Annotated in this window: 15 protein-coding genes; 10 read left to right on the forward strand and 5 right to left on the reverse strand. The window is 42.0% G+C overall.

What is annotated here, in order from left to right; genetic code table 11:
* Positions 1–255: 255 nt before the first annotated feature.
* Positions 256–900, forward strand: coding sequence for a cation transporter (locus tag ACXYMT_RS06880; RefSeq protein ID WP_459058346.1), 645 nt, complete (start codon positions 256–258; stop codon positions 898–900).
* A gap of 249 nt (positions 901–1,149) precedes the next feature.
* Here the strand turns inward: ACXYMT_RS06880 and ACXYMT_RS06885 are convergent, their stop codons facing one another.
* From ACXYMT_RS06885 to ACXYMT_RS06895, 3 genes are all read right to left on the reverse strand, one after another.
* Complete coding sequence (locus tag ACXYMT_RS06885) at positions 1,150–3,663, reverse strand: M14 family zinc carboxypeptidase (RefSeq protein WP_459058347.1); 2,514 nt, start codon at positions 3,661–3,663, stop codon at positions 1,150–1,152.
* An 81-nt stretch (positions 3,664–3,744) separates the two neighbouring features.
* Positions 3,745–4,137, reverse strand: a complete 393-nt coding sequence (locus ACXYMT_RS06890) for a PUR family DNA/RNA-binding protein (protein WP_459058348.1) — start codon at positions 4,135–4,137, stop codon at positions 3,745–3,747.
* 75 nt (positions 4,138–4,212) lie between these two features.
* Positions 4,213–5,970 (reverse strand): ABC transporter ATP-binding protein, encoded by a 1,758-nt coding sequence (locus ACXYMT_RS06895; RefSeq protein ID WP_459058349.1) that lies wholly within the window; start codon positions 5,968–5,970, stop codon positions 4,213–4,215.
* 126 nt (positions 5,971–6,096) lie between these two features.
* Here ACXYMT_RS06895 and ACXYMT_RS06900 point away from each other — a divergent pair, with 126 nt between their 5' ends.
* From ACXYMT_RS06900 to yajC, 4 genes are all read left to right on the forward strand, one after another.
* Positions 6,097–7,194 (forward strand): Glu/Leu/Phe/Val family dehydrogenase, encoded by a 1,098-nt coding sequence (locus ACXYMT_RS06900; protein WP_459058350.1) that lies wholly within the window; start codon positions 6,097–6,099, stop codon positions 7,192–7,194.
* Positions 7,195–7,281: 87 nt separating this feature from the next.
* The gene (locus ACXYMT_RS06905) at positions 7,282–8,220 is read left to right on the forward strand and encodes a transcription antitermination protein NusB (RefSeq protein WP_459058351.1); all 939 of its coding nucleotides are present in this window, start codon (positions 7,282–7,284) and stop codon (positions 8,218–8,220) included.
* Positions 8,221–8,269: 49 nt separating this feature from the next.
* On the forward strand, positions 8,270–8,725 hold the full coding sequence (locus ACXYMT_RS06910) for a DUF1573 domain-containing protein (RefSeq protein ID WP_459058352.1): 456 nt from the start codon (positions 8,270–8,272) through the stop codon (positions 8,723–8,725).
* 28 nt (positions 8,726–8,753) lie between these two features.
* Positions 8,754–9,047: a preprotein translocase subunit YajC gene (yajC, locus tag ACXYMT_RS06915; protein WP_459058353.1), complete on the forward strand. Its 294-nt coding sequence runs from the start codon at positions 8,754–8,756 to the stop codon at positions 9,045–9,047.
* A 433-nt stretch (positions 9,048–9,480) separates the two neighbouring features.
* Here yajC and ACXYMT_RS06920 read toward each other — a convergent pair whose 3' ends face one another.
* On the reverse strand, positions 9,481–10,074 hold the full coding sequence (locus tag ACXYMT_RS06920; RefSeq protein WP_459058354.1) for a YdeI/OmpD-associated family protein: 594 nt from the start codon (positions 10,072–10,074) through the stop codon (positions 9,481–9,483).
* A 117-nt stretch (positions 10,075–10,191) separates the two neighbouring features.
* Positions 10,192–11,445 (reverse strand): peptidase T, encoded by a 1,254-nt coding sequence (pepT, locus tag ACXYMT_RS06925; protein ID WP_459058355.1) that lies wholly within the window; start codon positions 11,443–11,445, stop codon positions 10,192–10,194.
* A gap of 110 nt (positions 11,446–11,555) precedes the next feature.
* On the opposite strand from pepT, the gene ACXYMT_RS06930 reads away from it, so the two are divergent.
* The 5 genes from ACXYMT_RS06930 (at position 11,556) to ACXYMT_RS06950 (ending at position 16,891) form a co-directional block, all read left to right on the forward strand.
* Positions 11,556–12,578, forward strand: a complete 1,023-nt coding sequence (locus ACXYMT_RS06930; protein ID WP_459058356.1) for a quinone-dependent dihydroorotate dehydrogenase — start codon at positions 11,556–11,558, stop codon at positions 12,576–12,578.
* On the forward strand, positions 12,575–13,192 hold the full coding sequence (locus ACXYMT_RS06935; protein ID WP_459058357.1) for a LysE family translocator: 618 nt from the start codon (positions 12,575–12,577) through the stop codon (positions 13,190–13,192). Before ACXYMT_RS06930 ends, ACXYMT_RS06935 begins: the two co-directional genes overlap by 4 nt.
* A gap of 325 nt (positions 13,193–13,517) precedes the next feature.
* Positions 13,518–14,381 (forward strand): hydroxymethylglutaryl-CoA lyase, encoded by an 864-nt coding sequence (locus ACXYMT_RS06940; protein ID WP_459058358.1) that lies wholly within the window; start codon positions 13,518–13,520, stop codon positions 14,379–14,381.
* A gap of 129 nt (positions 14,382–14,510) precedes the next feature.
* Positions 14,511–15,716 carry a DUF4856 domain-containing protein gene (locus tag ACXYMT_RS06945; RefSeq protein WP_459058359.1) on the forward strand — a complete coding sequence of 402 codons (1,206 nt, stop codon included), beginning with the start codon at positions 14,511–14,513 and terminating at the stop codon, positions 15,714–15,716.
* 59 nt (positions 15,717–15,775) lie between these two features.
* Complete coding sequence (locus ACXYMT_RS06950; RefSeq protein ID WP_459058360.1) at positions 15,776–16,891, forward strand: imelysin family protein; 1,116 nt, start codon at positions 15,776–15,778, stop codon at positions 16,889–16,891.
* The last annotated feature ends 4 nt before the right edge of the window (positions 16,892–16,895 follow it).

Consider the following 16,895-nt stretch of genomic DNA (forward strand, 5'->3'; position numbering starts at 1 on the left):
AAGAAATAGGGCTTTAGCCCAAAGAAAGGGGTTCCAAAAATGACTTTTTTGGAACCGCTTTTACACTGATACAAGGATTCATTTCAGTCTGATTATAGGCTTTAGCCAAAAATTTGGAAAATTTCTTCTGAAGTTCATTCTTTAAAAATTTTCACCTTCAACCCTGAACTTGTTTCAAGTTCAAGGATCTACTGTAACTTATAATTTTGTTGTATTTATTAGTCCTTCTAAACCCGTACTTCTAACTTTACAGTTATGGAGAACCAAAAATATAAGAAGAGACTTCACTATGCCCTCATGCTGAGTTATATTACTATAGGATATAACCTGATCGAGGGAGTAGTTTCTACCTTTTTTGGAGCCAGTGATGAAACTTTAGCACTATTTGGATTTGGCCTGGACAGCTTCGTGGAAGTGCTTTCCGGAGTAGGAATCGCACATATGATCTACAGGATGAAAAAGCACCCTGTAGTAGAAAGGGATTCTTTTGAAATTACAGCCCTCAAAATTACCGGCACCGCTCTCTATATCTTGACTGCGGGACTGGTAGTGGGAGCTGTTCTCGCTGTAATCAACAGGTCTGAGCCCGAAACCACTCTGGCAGGAATCATTATTGCTGTTCTGTCAATTCTCACCATGTACTTCTTGTACCGGGAGAAGATCAAAGTAGGGAAGAAGCTGGATAGTCAGCCTATCATTTCAGATGCTAAATGCACTAAAACCTGCTTTTATTTATCATTTATTCTACTGGCTTCAAGTGTACTTTATGAGCTGTGGCAAATTCCTTATGTTGATGCACTGGGTAGTCTTGGGATCGCGTGGTATGCATGGAAAGAAGGAAAGGAAGCCTTTGAAAATGCAAAATCCAAGAGCCTGAGTTGTAGTAGTGACTGCTGCTAATCTGCGAGAATTGGGCTAAAGCCCTGAGATGTGCAATTCTGGAATCCGGTGGCTGAAGCCGCCGGCAATTGATGATCAATTTAATTGGATTGAAATCCAAGAATTGCCTCCGGCTTCCTCCGGAGGGACAGAAACGATAAAAAAGGGCTTTAGCCAAAAAAAAAGGGGTTCCAAAAATGGCATTTTTGGAACTCCTTTTTTTAATGAATACAAGATCTAAAATCTCATATCTAAAATCTCAAATCTACCCTACATTTCGTCCCCAAAGAATATAGCATTCATCAACAGCTTATTGGTGCCGTACCAGAACGCTCTGAAATTTGTGTTGTCGGTAAACAGGATCACATTTCCGCTTCCTATGCTATTATGCTTGAACGGCACAGTTCCCGGAAGTAACTCCAGATTTTCTTCACTTATATATCCACTTAGCAATGGTTCTTCTGTATATTTTAAAGGATTTTTATAAGAAGTCGAATCAGCTTCTACGAAGAGCGTAGTGTCTCTAAAGAGCGCGATCTTGTCATCTTTATATCCAAAGTTAATAGGGTGGGAGCGATCCTGTCTTGCTTCGAAGATCGCACCTCCAATTCCCTGTGCACCTCTAAAGTCTCTTCGTTGTTCAAAAGTGACATTTTTTGCCTGCACTTCATTTTCTTTGAATTCGAGATCCATAAATTCATTCCGGTCAAACCAGTTCGCAGCGTTTTTATAACCTATCAAAGTTCCACCTCGGCGAACCCACTCTTTAAGTTTTTCTGCCTCATCTTTTCCAAGGGCGCTGCTCCAGGAATTAGAGAGGATTATATCTGTATATCGACTAAGATCGGCTCTGGAAAAATTAGACAGATCTAGTTTGGTGATCTTCATATCGTAGCGTTGATCGAACAGGTGCCATATCTCTCCCGCATCATATGAGGTAATGCCGTCTCCTACCAAAAGAGCAACCTTTTGAGGTTCTACAGCTCTAAACTGATTACTTCCAAGGTTGACGCCACCTGTGAGTCCCGTGTCAGCAGCGGAGATCTGCACATTGGCACCTTGCGAAACTTCTTTTAAAAAATCAAAGATCTCCTGGGAAGTCATTCTTTGGTTTTGTGTGGGAATGAGAATGGTTCCGTAGTCATATCTTTTATTACCGGCATTGAAAGGCTGCATGGCCACTTTTGCTCTAAGGCCTTTGTTGAGGATCATATTAAGAGCCTTGGGTGCTTCATAGGCATGCCACTCCATCAAATAAGCGTATTCGCTCTTTTCCGGAAGATCTATCGATGGCCTTGTAAGACTGTCGATCTGTTGTCCGGCAATATTCATTTTTGCTTCTTCTGTAAAATCGAGGTTGAAAGCGAGCGGAAATGACCATGCCGAAATATCATAGAATAAGCTGTCCTGGAATTCTGTTCTTCGTTCGAACATAGCCTTTAAAAGCCGTTGGTGTTTTTGCTTTTTTGGAATCACATAGCTACTTCCCGGTTTAAAGGTATCTCCGTTCTGGCTGAATTCCTCCTGCAGTTCATGGATCTCTACCTGGTGACGCTTCAGGATCTCGGCAAGATGATATGCTGAAGATGCATCTTTACTGTTTCCGAAAACATAGGCGCCTTTTTCGGCTTCTCTCCGGGCGCTTTGATAGAAATTCCGCTGATAATTCAGCAGTCTTACACGCATTTCTTTAGCAGCCTCCAAAGTGGACAGCGCCGCCGTAAACTGGTTGCGGATGGTAAATGGAAAAGTAAGTACTCCATTGTCGGTTTCCTGCGCATGTCCGCGGGAACTCCCCTGCTCAAAAAGAATTCCTATACTTCCCTGTATATCGGGGAAAGTAGAACCTTTTCCGTAATAAAAATCATCGTAGTTCTCTTCGGTATAATAAAGTGAACCAATATCATCAAAGGCTGCGGCGTGATAGGTGCCAATTTCTTTTGTAAGTTCCTGATTAAGGTCTGGCGTAAGCGGGTGCGTTCTGGAAGGAATCCCCGGCTGAAAGAAAAAAGAAGAGTTAGAGCCCATTTCGTGGTGATCTGTAAGGATGTTTGGATACCAGTTGTGAAAGGTCCTGATCCTTGCACGGCTTTCGGGAAGCTGCACGGGTAGCCAGTCCCTGTTCATATCAAACCAGTAATGATTGGTTCGACCCCCGGGCCAAATTTCGCTGTACTCGCGATCCTGCGGATCGGGATTGATATTCTCGCTCTTATTTGTGTTGGCCCAATAAGCAAAACGTTGTAAACCATCGGGATTGAAAACAGGATCAAACAGGATCACGGCATTGTTCAGCAACTCTTTAATTTCAGGTCCTTCCGCAGCTGCGAGGTAGTAAGCGGCAAGAATAGCAGCATTAGCACCACTGGCCTCATTTCCATGGATAGAGAAGCCCTGATTTACAACTATAGGCATTTCAGAAGTATTGAGATCTTCTGAACCTGGTTCAGTAAGAGCAACATGTTGCCTTCGTATTTCCTCCAGGTTTTGGTGATTTTCTTCCGAAGTAATGGTGAGCAAGATAAGCGGCCTGCCTTCAAAGGTGCGGCCACGGTTCTCAAGAGTTATCCTCGGAGAAGCTTCAGCTAAGGCACGCATATAATTTAGGATCTGGTCGTGGCTCGCGTGCCACTCTCCGGGAACATAGCCCAGGATATCCTGTGGTTTGGGAATTTTAGAATTATAACTTACGTCCTGCGTCAGGTAATAAGAGAGATCAAGCTCTTCCTGGGCCAGCAGGTTGAAATTAAGAAAAAGAAAAAGGGCAAAAATAATTGTTCTCATAAATCGCTTTTTTGGCACCCCAATATAAAAAAAACCGTCCCAGATTTTGTCCGGGACGGTTTTTCTTGGAGTATTTTTCAATTATATATCTTCGAAACTTATATCTGTAAAAGCTGCGGCAGATGGAGCGGCGGTAGTTTCTGTCTTCTTTTGCTCATCTTCATCCTCATATTCTTTTTTGAAGTTCTTTTGATGACGCTCACTGATCACTTCCTCGCCTTTTTCCTCAAGAATAAAATCTGTCATCTCCTGAAGGATCTCATTAAAACCGGCAAAATCTTCTTTGTAAAGGTAGATCTTGTGCTTTTTATAGTGGAAAGACCCGTCTTCATTGGTGAATTTTTTACTCTCTGTAATCGTCAGGTAATAATCGTTTGCCTTAGTTGCTCTAACATCAAAGAAATAGGTGCGTCTTCCGGCTCTTAAGACCTTGGAAAAAATCTCTTCTTTTTCAATCGTTCCATTGTCGCTCATAATCAATTTGTCTTTTACGGTTTGTAAATCTTAGGTTCAAAAATCTAAAAAAAATTAACATTTCGCAACATATTTTTACATTTCTTTTTCACTCAGCTGTTTCAGGTAAAGCTCCCTGTAATAACCTTCTGCGTCAAGCAGTTGCTGATGTGATCCACGTTGAACGATCTCCCCATCCTCCAGGATGATGATCTTGTCGGCATTTTTGACAGATGAGATCCTGTGGGAAACGATAATAGTCGTCTTGTTTTTGCTGATCCTGAAGAGGTTATTCAATATTTCCTCCTCAGTTTCGGTATCTACTGCGGAAAGTGAATCGTCAAAAAGCAGGATCTTTGGATCATGAACAATAGCCCGGGCTATAGAGACCCGCTGTTTTTGTCCGCCAGATAAGGTGATCCCTCTTTCTCCCAACACAGTATCATAACCTTTGCTGAAGCCTATAATATTCTTATGGACTGCAGCGTTCTTAGCCGCTTCTATAATCTCCTCCTCGGTGGCATCGGCTTTCCCGAATTTGATATTGTTCCTGATGGAATCACTGAAAAGGAACGCATCCTGTGGCACGTAACCTGTACTTTCCCTCAGCTCTTTCAAATTCATTTTCTGTATATTCTTACCATCAATGGTGATCTTTCCCTGTTCTACGTCATAAAGACGACCTATCAATTCCAGGATCGTCGATTTTCCCGATCCGGTCTTTCCTATGATCGCAAGGGTCTCCCCGCTTTCCACTTCAAAAGTGACATTTTTAAGTGCTGTTATATTCGTGTCTTCGTAGGTGAAGGTCACATTGTTAAATGCAATGGAACCCTGCACATCTTCGGGTTCGGTCGATGGATTTTGGATCTGTGGAACTTCCTTAAGAAATTCGTTGATCCTTTTCTGGGAAGCTTCGGCTTGCTGTACGATCGATGTAACCCAACCAACAGTAGCAACAGGCCACGTGAGCATGTTCACATAGAGGAGGAACTCAACGATTACTCCAAGCTCTTCTATTTCTCCATTTATAAATTTTTTTCCTCCAATATAGATCACCAGGATATTACTTGCGCCTATTAACAGGATCATAAGCGGAAAAAAGAAGGCCTGTACCTTCACCAGGTCAATGTTCTTGTCTTTGCTTTCATTGGAAAGCGTTACAAATGAGGAATTGGTCTGGGGTTCAAGACCATAGGATTTGATGACAGAGATCCCGCTAAAGCTTTCCTGAGTAAAAGTGTTAAGCCTGGAAAGATATTGCTGTACAATGGTACTGCGTTTGTTAATCGCCACACTTAACTTGTAAATAGCAAACGACAGGATTGGTAATGGAGTTAATACATATAGGGTTAGCTCTGGGGCCTGCAGAAACATATAAGGAATTACAACTATGAACAGAACCCCGGTTTGAATGCTGTACATAAAAGCAGGCCCTGCATACATTCGCACTTTTGAGACATCTTCGCTTATGCGGTTCATAAGATCCCCGGTGCGGTTCTTTTTATAGAAGTTAAGGCTTAGGTCCTGGTACTTCCTGTAGACCTCATTTTTAAGATCGTATTCGATATGTCTCGAGACCACAATGATCGCCTGCCTCATCAAAAATGTGAAAAGTGCCGCCATGATCGTGGCACCCAGGATGAGCAGAATATTATTCATGAGCTCCTCCCGCAGCACGGCTTCAGAAGTGATCTCATCATTCACGTACTCCTCTATTGCAGTGGTAGATTCCCCGATAAATCTTGGAGTGAGAATAGCAAAGACCCTTGCTACTATAGTAATGAAAATACCTCCAATAAGATGCCACTTATACTTTAAGAAATATTTGTTTAGATGCTTAAGTTCTCTCATACGGCTGCAGCTGCTCCATTTCCAATTTCGTAACTTTGTTTCTCAACAGTGACTGTAAATTGAAATATTGATTATTTTTGCGCTATAAAATTCCGAATTACGAAATTCATATAAATTTTTAAACTAATGACAGTGGATGTTCTAAAGGCAAATGAACTTAAAAAAGCCGCTCCGGTCTTTGGGCAGCTTTCTTTTGATGACCATGAACAAGTGGTTTTTTGCAACGACAAAGATACAGGATTAAAGGCAATTATTGGAATTCACAACACAGTTTTAGGTCCTGCTTTGGGGGGAACCCGCATGTGGAACTACACTAGTGAATGGGATGCGGTGAATGATGTGTTGCGCCTTTCCCGCGGAATGACCTTCAAAAGTGCCGTAACAGGATTAAATCTTGGAGGGGGTAAAGCGGTGATCATTGGAGATGCCAAAACTCAAAAGACACCTGAACTTATGTGCAGGTTTGGAGAATTTGTCCACTCGCTTAGCGGAAAATATATCACAGCGGAAGATGTGGGAATGGAAACTGCCGATATGGACACTGTACGCGAGGTGACGCCATATGTAACAGGGATTTCTGAAGATAAAGGTGGTGCAGGAAACCCTTCTCCTGTTACAGCTTATGGTGTTTATATGGGGATGAAAGCTGCGGCAAAATTCCGTTATGGATCAGATGATCTACAGGGAAGATCTGTGCTTGTGGAAGGAATTGGTCATGTTGGGGAAGCCCTGGTCGCTTATCTTGCAAAGGAAGGTGCTAAAATACTTATCAGCGATATCAATGAAGAGCGCCTGCAGCAGGTAAGCAGCCTTTATAACGCCGAAATATTTACGGGAGCAGATGTTTATTCATCAAATGTAGACATCTATGCACCCTGTGCGCTTGGAGCTACAATTAATGACCAGACCGTGGAGCGTCTCAAAGCTGAAATCATTGCAGGAGCTGCTAACAACCAGCTGGCAGATGAAAGAAGACATGGAGCAATTCTAAGAGAAAAAGGCATCGTCTATGCGCCCGATTTCCTGATCAACGCAGGAGGGATCATCAATGTATATGCTGAACTGGAAGGCTATGGCCGAAAGGAGATCATGGAAAAGACCCAGAATATTTTTAACACTACTCTGGAGATCCTGACTACGGCAGAAGCAAGCAGCATTACGACGCATGAAGCTGCTTTAAAAGTTGCCCAGCAACGAATAGCCGATAGAAAAAATAGCAAATAACCCCAGCGGGTTTTTAATTAAATAGTATTTTTGCCGGGCGAAAGGAAAACACCTTTCGCCCTAATTTTTTAAAGTTCTTTTACAGCTATGTTGACCAGAAGACATATCAGGGTTAAAGTAATGCAGTCATTGTACGCCTACTCTCAGAGTGAAAATGACAATTTGAAGTCGGAAGAAAAGTTCCTGCTTAAGAGTATGGACGAGATGTATGACCTGTATCTTCTACTTCTGAATTTATTTGTGGAAATTAAGGATCATGCCGAAGATTATCTGGAGAAAGGCCAGCAAAAGCATTTACCTTCTGAAGAAGATGTAGATCCAAACAGGAAGTTCGTCAATAACGAATTGATCTCCCTGCTGGAAAAGAACAACGCTCTAAATGTTGCCCTTGACACCCGAAAGCTCAACAACTGGAAGAATGATGATGAATACGTAGAAATTCTTTGGGCAGAGATCAGGAAGAGCGAATTGTACGACAATTATATGGCCACCCGGGAGTCCAGCTTTAAGGAGGATAAGGAGTTCATCATTGCCGTCTTTAAAGAGATCATCGCTCCAAATGAGAAGCTTTACGACTACCTTGAAGACAAAAAGATCACCTGGATAGATGATCTTCCGCTTGTGAACACTGCAATAGTTAAGATGTTGCAGAAAGCTTCTGCAGGGAAGGAGCAGGCTCTGACCAAACTTTTCAAAAGTTCAGACGATAAGGAGTATGCTATTGAGCTTTTCAGAAAAACTTTGCTTAACGATGAGAGCCTTGCAAATGAGATGGTAGGTAAAACTCCAAACTGGGATAAAGAAAGGATTGCCGACCTGGATACGATCCTTATCAAAATGGCGATCTGTGAATTCCTGAAGTTTCCATCAATTCCCGTAAAGGTGACTATTAACGAATATTTAGAAATTGCCAAGGAATACAGTACTCCTAAAAGTAGTATTTTTATCAACGGTATCCTTGATAAGCTCTCAAAAGAGTACAGGGATAACGGCAAACTGAACAAAATGGGCAGGGGTCTTATGTAGTCCTGCAATTTTTCTTAATTTTATCCACTTTAACCATAAATTGTATATCATGAAAAAAGGAATTTTATTACTGGCACTAATTGCTGCTTTCAATTTTACTTCTTGTAAAGAGAACGCAGCCGACAAGGTACAGGCAGAAAACGTAGAAGAAGCTGCACTACGTGATTCACAAAATGTAGTATATCCTCAGCTTACCTTTGAAGAAACTGAGCATGACTTTGGGACTATTGCACAGGGAACTAATGTAGAGCACACTTTTACATTTACAAACACCGGTAAAGCACCACTTGTAATCACTAACGCTACCAGTACTTGTGGTTGTACAGTGCCAACATGGACAAAAGAGCCAATTGCTCCGGGGGAATCAGGAGAAATGGTAGTTAAGTTCAACGGTAGCGGTCAAAACCAGGTCACTAAGACAGTAACTATTACAGCTAACACCGAAACCGGTAAAGAACAAATTAAAATCAAAGCTTTTGTAGAGCCTAAGGAGGCTCAGTCATAATTAAGAAGCAAAAGCAACAGAACTACTTATGGACCAATTAGCCCAGTTTGCCCCAATTATTTTAATGTTCATCGTGGTGTATTTTTTTATGATACGCCCCCAAATGAAACGTGCCAAGCAAGAAAAACAATTTGCTTCTGAACTTAAAAGAGGAGACAGAGTTGTGACCAAAAGCGGAATGCACGGTAAAATAATTGACTTTAGTGACAAACTAAATGCAGTAATTATAGAAACCGGAGCCGGAAAGATCACTTTTGACAGGTCTTCCATTTCGATGGAGATGAGCCGGAAGTTGAATGAACCGGTAAAGGAAACAAAGTAAATTCCTTCGGGAAAAATAAAAGAGAGCCCCACGTGAATGCGTGGGGCTTTCTATTTTGAAGCAAACCAGTAAAGTTTTTTTTGACCTTGTATATTTTCTATAGGAATGAAAAGATGCTGAAACAAGCCTGCCTGCCGACAGGAAGGTTGAGCATGACGGTCAAAAATTGCGTCAAACTGATTTTACTTCAGGACCAAAAATGGCATTTTTGAAGTATTGTTTTTCGCTCCTACAGAGCTTCTGTTTAGGACTGAGCTGCATAGATTTTTGCAGGACCTTGTAGGTTTCCTGTGAAGATAAGAAAGATGCTGCAACAAGCCTGCCTGCCGACAGGAAGGTTGAGCATGACGTTAATAAGTAACCGTCCCCCCTGAATTTTTTCAGGGTCTTCAAAAAGGCCGCTTACCAGGCGCAGCGGTTTAGATATTTATTTTCAGCAATTCTTGTATTTATCGTGCAGTCCACCGCCGGCTTTGATCATCGGGTTTATCTTTTGAAGTCTGCTTTGCTTTGTAACCTCTTTTTTAGCTTCAGAAATATAGTTGCAATACTCCCGCTGTCTTCCCGGCGTTAGATTTTTGTATGCCACTTCCAGTGCAGGATCTTCGGTAAATGCCGCTTCAAGTTCAGGAGGGATAACGGTCTTCTTTGCTTTTTCCGGTTTGATCTCTTTGCCTTCCTTTTGATTTTGTACTGCTTCCTCAACATAGCGGCGGAGTTGCTCTACAGGAATTTCCTGTCCCCTCTCAAATCTGATCTGTCTCAAAGCCTTTGTCTTACTTTCCTGTGCGTTCTCAAGAAGAGCAGTATTTTCTTTGAGTAATACTCCGTTATAGAACCACATGGCGCAATGATTTTTAAAAGCAGCAATGGAAACGACATTTTTGCCACCTACGGTATAAACAGGTGCACCCCACTTGATTGTCTCCTCGACATCTGTGCTAAGGATCATCTCCCGCAGCATTCTCAATTCCTCTTCCCAGCCGGGATGCGCTGCTATGTATTCTTCTGCTGATTGTACTGCCATTGGTTAGCGATTAGTGCTCGGTGAATAGTTATTTGGACTAACCCCTGTCAGCGTTTTTTAGCCCTGACAGGCTTCCTCAGATCGGAAATCTGCAACTCGCAAGCCCAACTTTGAATTTTAGGACTTGAACCTTGAATCCTTTTCCGCCGTCAGTTCTGTGATCTTCACGATCACTTCTATTGCCTTTTGCATACTTTCTACCGGTACATATTCATACTTTCCATGGAAGTTATGTCCACCGGCAAAGATGTTGGGGCAGGGGAGACCCATAAAGCTCAGTTGCGCTCCATCTGTACCACCGCGGATAGGTTTTATTATTGGGGTGACATCGACCTGCTTCATGGCCTCTTCGGCAATATCCACAATGTGCATCACCGGCTCAACTTTCTCCCGCATATTGAAATACTGATCTTTGATCTCCACAGTTACGCAATCCCTTTCCTGCTGGCTGCAGATTTCCTGTGCAAGATCCTGCATCATCTTTTTCCTCGCTTCAAAATGTTCCCGGTCATGGTCACGAATAATATAGTGCAAAGTGGTTTCCTCCACATCACCTTCTATGGCATTCAGGTGAAAGAATCCTTGCCGATCTTCGGTATGCTCCGGTGTTTCCAGGCGGGGCAGGGAGTTGATGAAATCCATGGCAATGTACATGCTATTGATCATCTTGTTCTTGGCATAGCCGGGATGAACACTTTTTCCGCTGACTTTCACTACTGCTCCTGCTGCATTAAAATTCTCGAATTCCAGTTCTCCTACCTGGCTGCCATCCATAGTGTAAGCCCATTCTGCACCGAACTTCTCTACGTCGAACTTATGAGCTCCCCGCCCAATTTCTTCATCGGGAGTGAAGCAAACTCTTACAGCTCCATGCTTTACCTGAGGATTGTTCAGGAGGTATTTCATCGCCTCCATGATCTCGGTAATCCCGGCCTTATCGTCAGCTCCCAAAAGAGTGGTGCCATCGGTAGTAATAATTGTCTGTCCCTCATATTGAAGCAGATCGCTGAAGTAATCTGGTGAAAGGATAATATTCTTCTCCTTATTTAGCACAATGTCTTTGCCATCGTAATTTTCAATGATCTGTGGATTCACATTAGTTCCCGAAAAATCAGGAGTAGTATCAAAATGTGAAACGAAGCCTATTACCGGCACCTCGTGGTCTACATTAGAAGGAAGGGTTGCCATGACATAAGCATTTTCATCTATGCTCACATCCTGCATCCCCATAGCCTGCAGCTCTTCTTTCAATTTATTTGCAAGCTCCCACTGTTTTTCAGTGCTGGGCGTGGAGTTACTGGTCTCATCACTCTGTGTATCTATTTTGACATAGCTTAAAAAGCGGTCAATGATCTCTTGTTTATTGGTCATTCTTGCTGAAGTTTCATCAAAAATAATGATATAAGAAGTAGGTTCAAAACCTTTTATCTTTTCCTCTATATTTGTGCAGCTTTGTGTTAATTTTGCTGAAAACCTCCTCCATGTATCAAAAGATAATCCGGCCGCTTTTATTCAATATTGATCCTGAAAAAGTCCATTATTTTACCTTTTCGGCACTTAGGAAATTATTTCTGCTACCGGGAAGTCAGAATTTGGTGCGCCAGAAATTTGTGGTGGAGGACAAGCGTCTTGAAAGGGAAGTATTCGGAATAAAATTTCCCAATCCCGTGGGACTTGCTGCAGGATTTGATAAGGATGCGAAGTTGTATAAGGAGCTTTCAAATTTCGGCTTCGGGTTTATTGAAATAGGAACCCTTACGCCAAAACCACAGCCGGGAAATGAGAAGAAAAGACTTTTCAGGTTAAAGGAGGATAAAGCTATAATTAATAGGATGGGCTTTAACAATGGAGGAGTGGTTGAAGCGGTGGAAAGACTCAAAAAGAATAATGGGGTTTTGATTGGAGGAAATATCGGAAAGAACAAAATCACTCCAAATGAGAACGCAGTAAATGATTATATGATCTGCTTTAATGCCCTTTTTGAGCATGTAGATTATTTTGTGGTGAATGTAAGTTCCCCCAACACTCCAAATCTTAGGGAGCTGCAGGACAAAGAGCCGCTCACAAAGCTGTTGAACACTTTACAGCAGGAAAATTTGAAGCGCCCGAAGCCGAAGCCTATTCTTCTAAAAATAGCTCCAGACCTGACTGATTCTCAGTTGCTGGATATAATTGATATCGTAAAAGAAACAGGGATTGCCGGAGTAATAGCGACAAATACTACCATATCAAGAGAAGGTTTGAGTGCCCCAGATAAAGACGAGTCGGGAGGCCTCAGCGGTAAACCTCTTACAAAACGAGCTACAGAGGTGATCCGGTTCCTTTCAGAAAAGAGTGACAAAGCCTTTCCTATCATTGGCGTCGGTGGAATTATGACTCCTGAGGATGCCGTTGAAAAGCTGGAAGCGGGTGCAAGCCTGGTACAGCTTTATACAGGATTTATTTATGAAGGTCCGCAACTGGTGAAAAAGATTAATCAGGAAATTCTAAAGCGCAGCAGTTGATCGCAGAGCTGATCCCCTTTTTCACAGCTTCGATCCTCCTTACCCTTTCCCCGGGTCCCGACATAATTTATGTGCTGGTGCAGGGAATGACCAATGGGAAGAAGTATGGTATAGTCACTACACTTGGCTTAGTGTCTGGAATTATTATTCACACAAGCCTGGTGGCATTTGGAATTTCTGCTATAATCAAACAGTCGGAGACATTGTTCTTTCTTATCAAGATCCTGGGGGCGGCATATTTGTTTTATCTCGCCTGGCAGCTATACCACAGTGAAGCAAAAATTACTATTGGAGCAGCGAAGGGCGCAAATAAAAAAGAGTTGGCTTACCTCTTTAAAAGGGGATTTTTAATGAACGTTCTAAATCCTAAGGTTGCCATCTTCTTTCTTGCTTTCTTCCCGGGATTCCTCTGGGAGCCGGAAGGAAATACAGTCATGCAGTTCTATATCCTGGGTTTCCTTTTCATGCTGCAGGCTTTTCTGATTTTCTCCGCGGTCGCAATCCTGGCCGGAAAGATCTCCACCTACCTCAACCAACATCCACATTCGGGAGTAGTATTTAAGTGGGTGCAAGTGGCGGTATTTATCGGGATTGGAATTTTTATTTTGGTATAGAGAGGTCAGTATTGAGAAGGGGGAGGAAATAATCCATGAAATCATGATACTCCTATTAAACCTCTTTGCTCGTGACACGGAGCGAAGCGAAGCAATTCCGGTCTTATAAGATATACTTCTTCTTCATAATTTTTAATAAAAGTACTGCAAACTAGAAAGAGAGATTGCTGTAGTCGCCCGTTCGGCTCCCAGCTTGCTGGCATGAAAATTTGCTAAGACTTTGTAATAAAGCTGAATGTTTTCCACTTGGTACTTCTAAAATCGTTCTCCAATTTCCTACTTTCATCTTCGTAATTCTAAATTCTAACTTCCTTATATTTGGCCTATGGGGAACATTAAAATTATTGAATGTCCGCGGGACGCAATGCAGGGAATTAAAACCTTTATTCCTACAGAAAAAAAAGTTCAGTACATACAATCTCTTTTACGTTGCGGATTCGATACCATAGACTTCGGAAGCTTTGTTTCTCCTAAAGCTATTCCGCAAATGGCCGATACAGCAGAAGTTCTCTCTCGGCTGGACCTTTCCAGGAGCCGTAGTAAGCTTCTTGCAATTGTTGCCAATACCCGCGGTGCTGAAGACGCTTCAAAGCATCCTGAAATAAACTATCTGGGTTACCCATTTTCGATTTCCGAAAACTTCCAGATGCGTAATACCCATAAAACCATCGCCGAATCTGTAGAGACGCTGCAGGAGATACTGAATATTGCCGACGCTTCGGGAAAAGAGGTGGTAGCATATCTCTCTATGGGGTTTGGAAACCCTTATGGAGATCCATGGGACGTGGAGATCGTTGGGGAGTGGACCGAAAAACTTTCGGGAATGGGAGTTAAGATCCTTTCACTTTCAGATACCATTGGCAGCTCAACCCCCGAAGTTATAGAATATCTATTTTCAAATCTTATTCCGAAATATCCCGATATAGAGTTTGGAGCTCATCTTCATACCACTCCTACCAAATGGTTTGAAAAAGTGGATGCAGCTTACAAATCTGGCTGTAAAAGATTCGATGGTGCCATCCAGGGTTTTGGTGGATGCCCTATGGCTAAGGACGAACTTACCGGTAATATGCCTACAGAAAAACTGCTTTCTTACTTTACTTCAAAGAAAGACGATACTAATGTCAAAATGATGAGTTTTGAATCATCTCATAATGAGGCAACTAAGATCTTTAGTTTATATCATTAGTGAATACAATGGTTTTTGTTAATTTCATTGATAAATTTTATTTAAAATTAATCTAAATAAGCTTTGCTGAAAAACAAATGAGGTATACATTTGCGGTGTTATTTTAAACAAGTCTAAATAAACTACAAAATGAAAAAAGCCTTATTTGCTGCACTAATAGGAGGGATTGCCTTCACTTCGTGTTCAACAGATGATGACATTATCGATCCCGTCACTTCCATTGAAGTTCCGGAAGCTTATGCCTTTACAAGAAATGGAGAATCTACTGTCTCTTTTGGGGGGCAAACCACCAGGATCCTTATGGCTGGAGAATTGTTTGGAGATCTCCTAAATCCGGCAATGACAGAAGAACAACTTTCTAACATGTTCTCCAATGAAGAGAATCCTTTTTCTTCCGAAGATCTTAATTCAAGTTCAAAAGACATAAAAAGTAAGGTGGCTGCTTCAAAACTTTACTTTAGTTCCAATACTGTAGAGAGCAACGCCATAAAGAATACTTTTGAGAGCTGGATTAGCGAGCAGGTTACAGATGTTTTTCCTAACTGGGAGACTTTAGCCGAAGAAGGTGTTGCAGGACAAATAGCACAGGGAGATAAGACCAGATATGTAAACGCAAAGGGAATTGAAGTAAATCAAATCTTTGCCAAAAGTTTAATAGGAGCTTTAGTTACAGACCAGATCCTCAACAATTATCTTTCAGAAGCTGTTCTTGACGAAGCAGATAATACCGAAAAAAATAGTGAAGGCACTACTGAAGAAGGTAAAAGTTATACTACTATGGAACACAAGTGGGACGAAGCTTATGGTTACCTGGTAGGACATCCATCTATCTCGTCAGCATCTCCATTGGCCTCTCTTGCCTCGCATGAAGATAAAATGCTTTTCAATTATCTTGCAAAGGTGGAAAAGGATCCTGATTTTGCCGGCATTGCTGCGGAAACCTTTGAAGCTTTTAAAACAGGACGTGCTGCAATCGTAGCAGGAAATTACGAACTTCGTGATGAACAAGTGGCAATTATTCGCAAGAATTTATCCCTGGTGAGTGCAGTGCGTACTATCTATTACCTGCAAAACGGAAAATCTGCCATAGCCAACAATGATCTGGGTACTGCTTTCCACGGACTATCTGAAGGGCTGGGTTTCCTTTACAGTCTTAGGTTTACCCACAATCCAGAGACCGGGCAGCCTTATATTGCTCCTGAAGTTGTTCTCGGTTACCTTGAGCAGTTAACCGAAGGAAACGGACTTTGGGACGTAACTCCTGAAACTCTTGATGCCATTTCTGAAGCTATTGCAACAGAATTTGGTATTACTGTTGCCCAGGCTGCAGAATAGAAAACATAAAATTGGAAAAGGGTTGATCTTGATCTGCCCTTTTCTTTAATTATAATGATATGCTGAAAAAAATTAAACTTTTACTCTTAACTACTTTGATTGTCTCCTGTAATTCAGACGATTCAGGTAAATCTGAGACCGCAGACAACTTTGACAGAGGGGCGATGCTGGAAAATTGGGCTGATAATATTATCATACCTTCTTTTGAGAATTTTTCAGGTGATACTCAATCTTTAAGCGAGGCTGCGGAAGCTTTTTCAGAAGATCCTTCCGAAGTAAACCTGGTAGCACTAAGGTCTGCTTTTGAAGAGGCATATCTAAGCTATCAAACAGTTGCCCTTTTCGAGGTTGGAGAGGCAGAGGCTTTGGATTATCATAACTTTCTGAACATTTATCCTGTTGACGCAACTGCTGTTATTGCCAAGGCCGAAGCTAATAGCTTTAATCTTGATTTGCCGGCTTCACGCGATGAACAGGGTTTCCCTGCTCTTGATTTTCTCATTAACGGTCTCGGGGAGACAGATTCAGAAATTGTTTCGTTCTACACTTCTGAAAATGAAAACGCTGAAGGATACAAGAATTATTTGACCAGTGTAGCTGCCAGGATCGATGCCTTGACAGATACTGTCCTGGCCGACTGGAAAAATTCTTACCGGGATATTTTCGTTTCGAGTACCAGTTCTTCCAGTACAGGCTCTGTAGATAAATTCACAAATGATTATGTGATGTATTTTGAAATGGATCTGCGTTCAGGAAAAATAGGCATTCCTGCAGGAGCTTTTTCCGGCAACCCCGTTCCGGAAACAGCCGAGGCATACTATTCCGAAGATTTTTCCAAACAGCTTTATCTTCAGGCGCTTGAATCCTTCAGGAACTTCTTTAATGGTCAGCATTTCAATAGCACTCAAACCGGTCCAAGTTACCGGCAGTACCTGGAATATCTTAATTCCATAAGTGAAGGAGAGAATATTGCTGCTATGATCAATGAGCAATTGAACAATGTTCAACAACAGGCAAATGCGCTTAATCCAGATCTTGCAGAACAAGTAAGGACAGACAACTCGGTAATGCTCGCAGCTTTTGATAAGCTGCAGAAAGTTGTTGTGTTGCTTAAGATAGATATGCTGCAGGCGCTCGACATAAGTGTGGACTATGTCGACACAGACGGTGACTAAATAA

Source organism: Salinimicrobium sp. CAU 1759 (assembly GCF_054482715.1).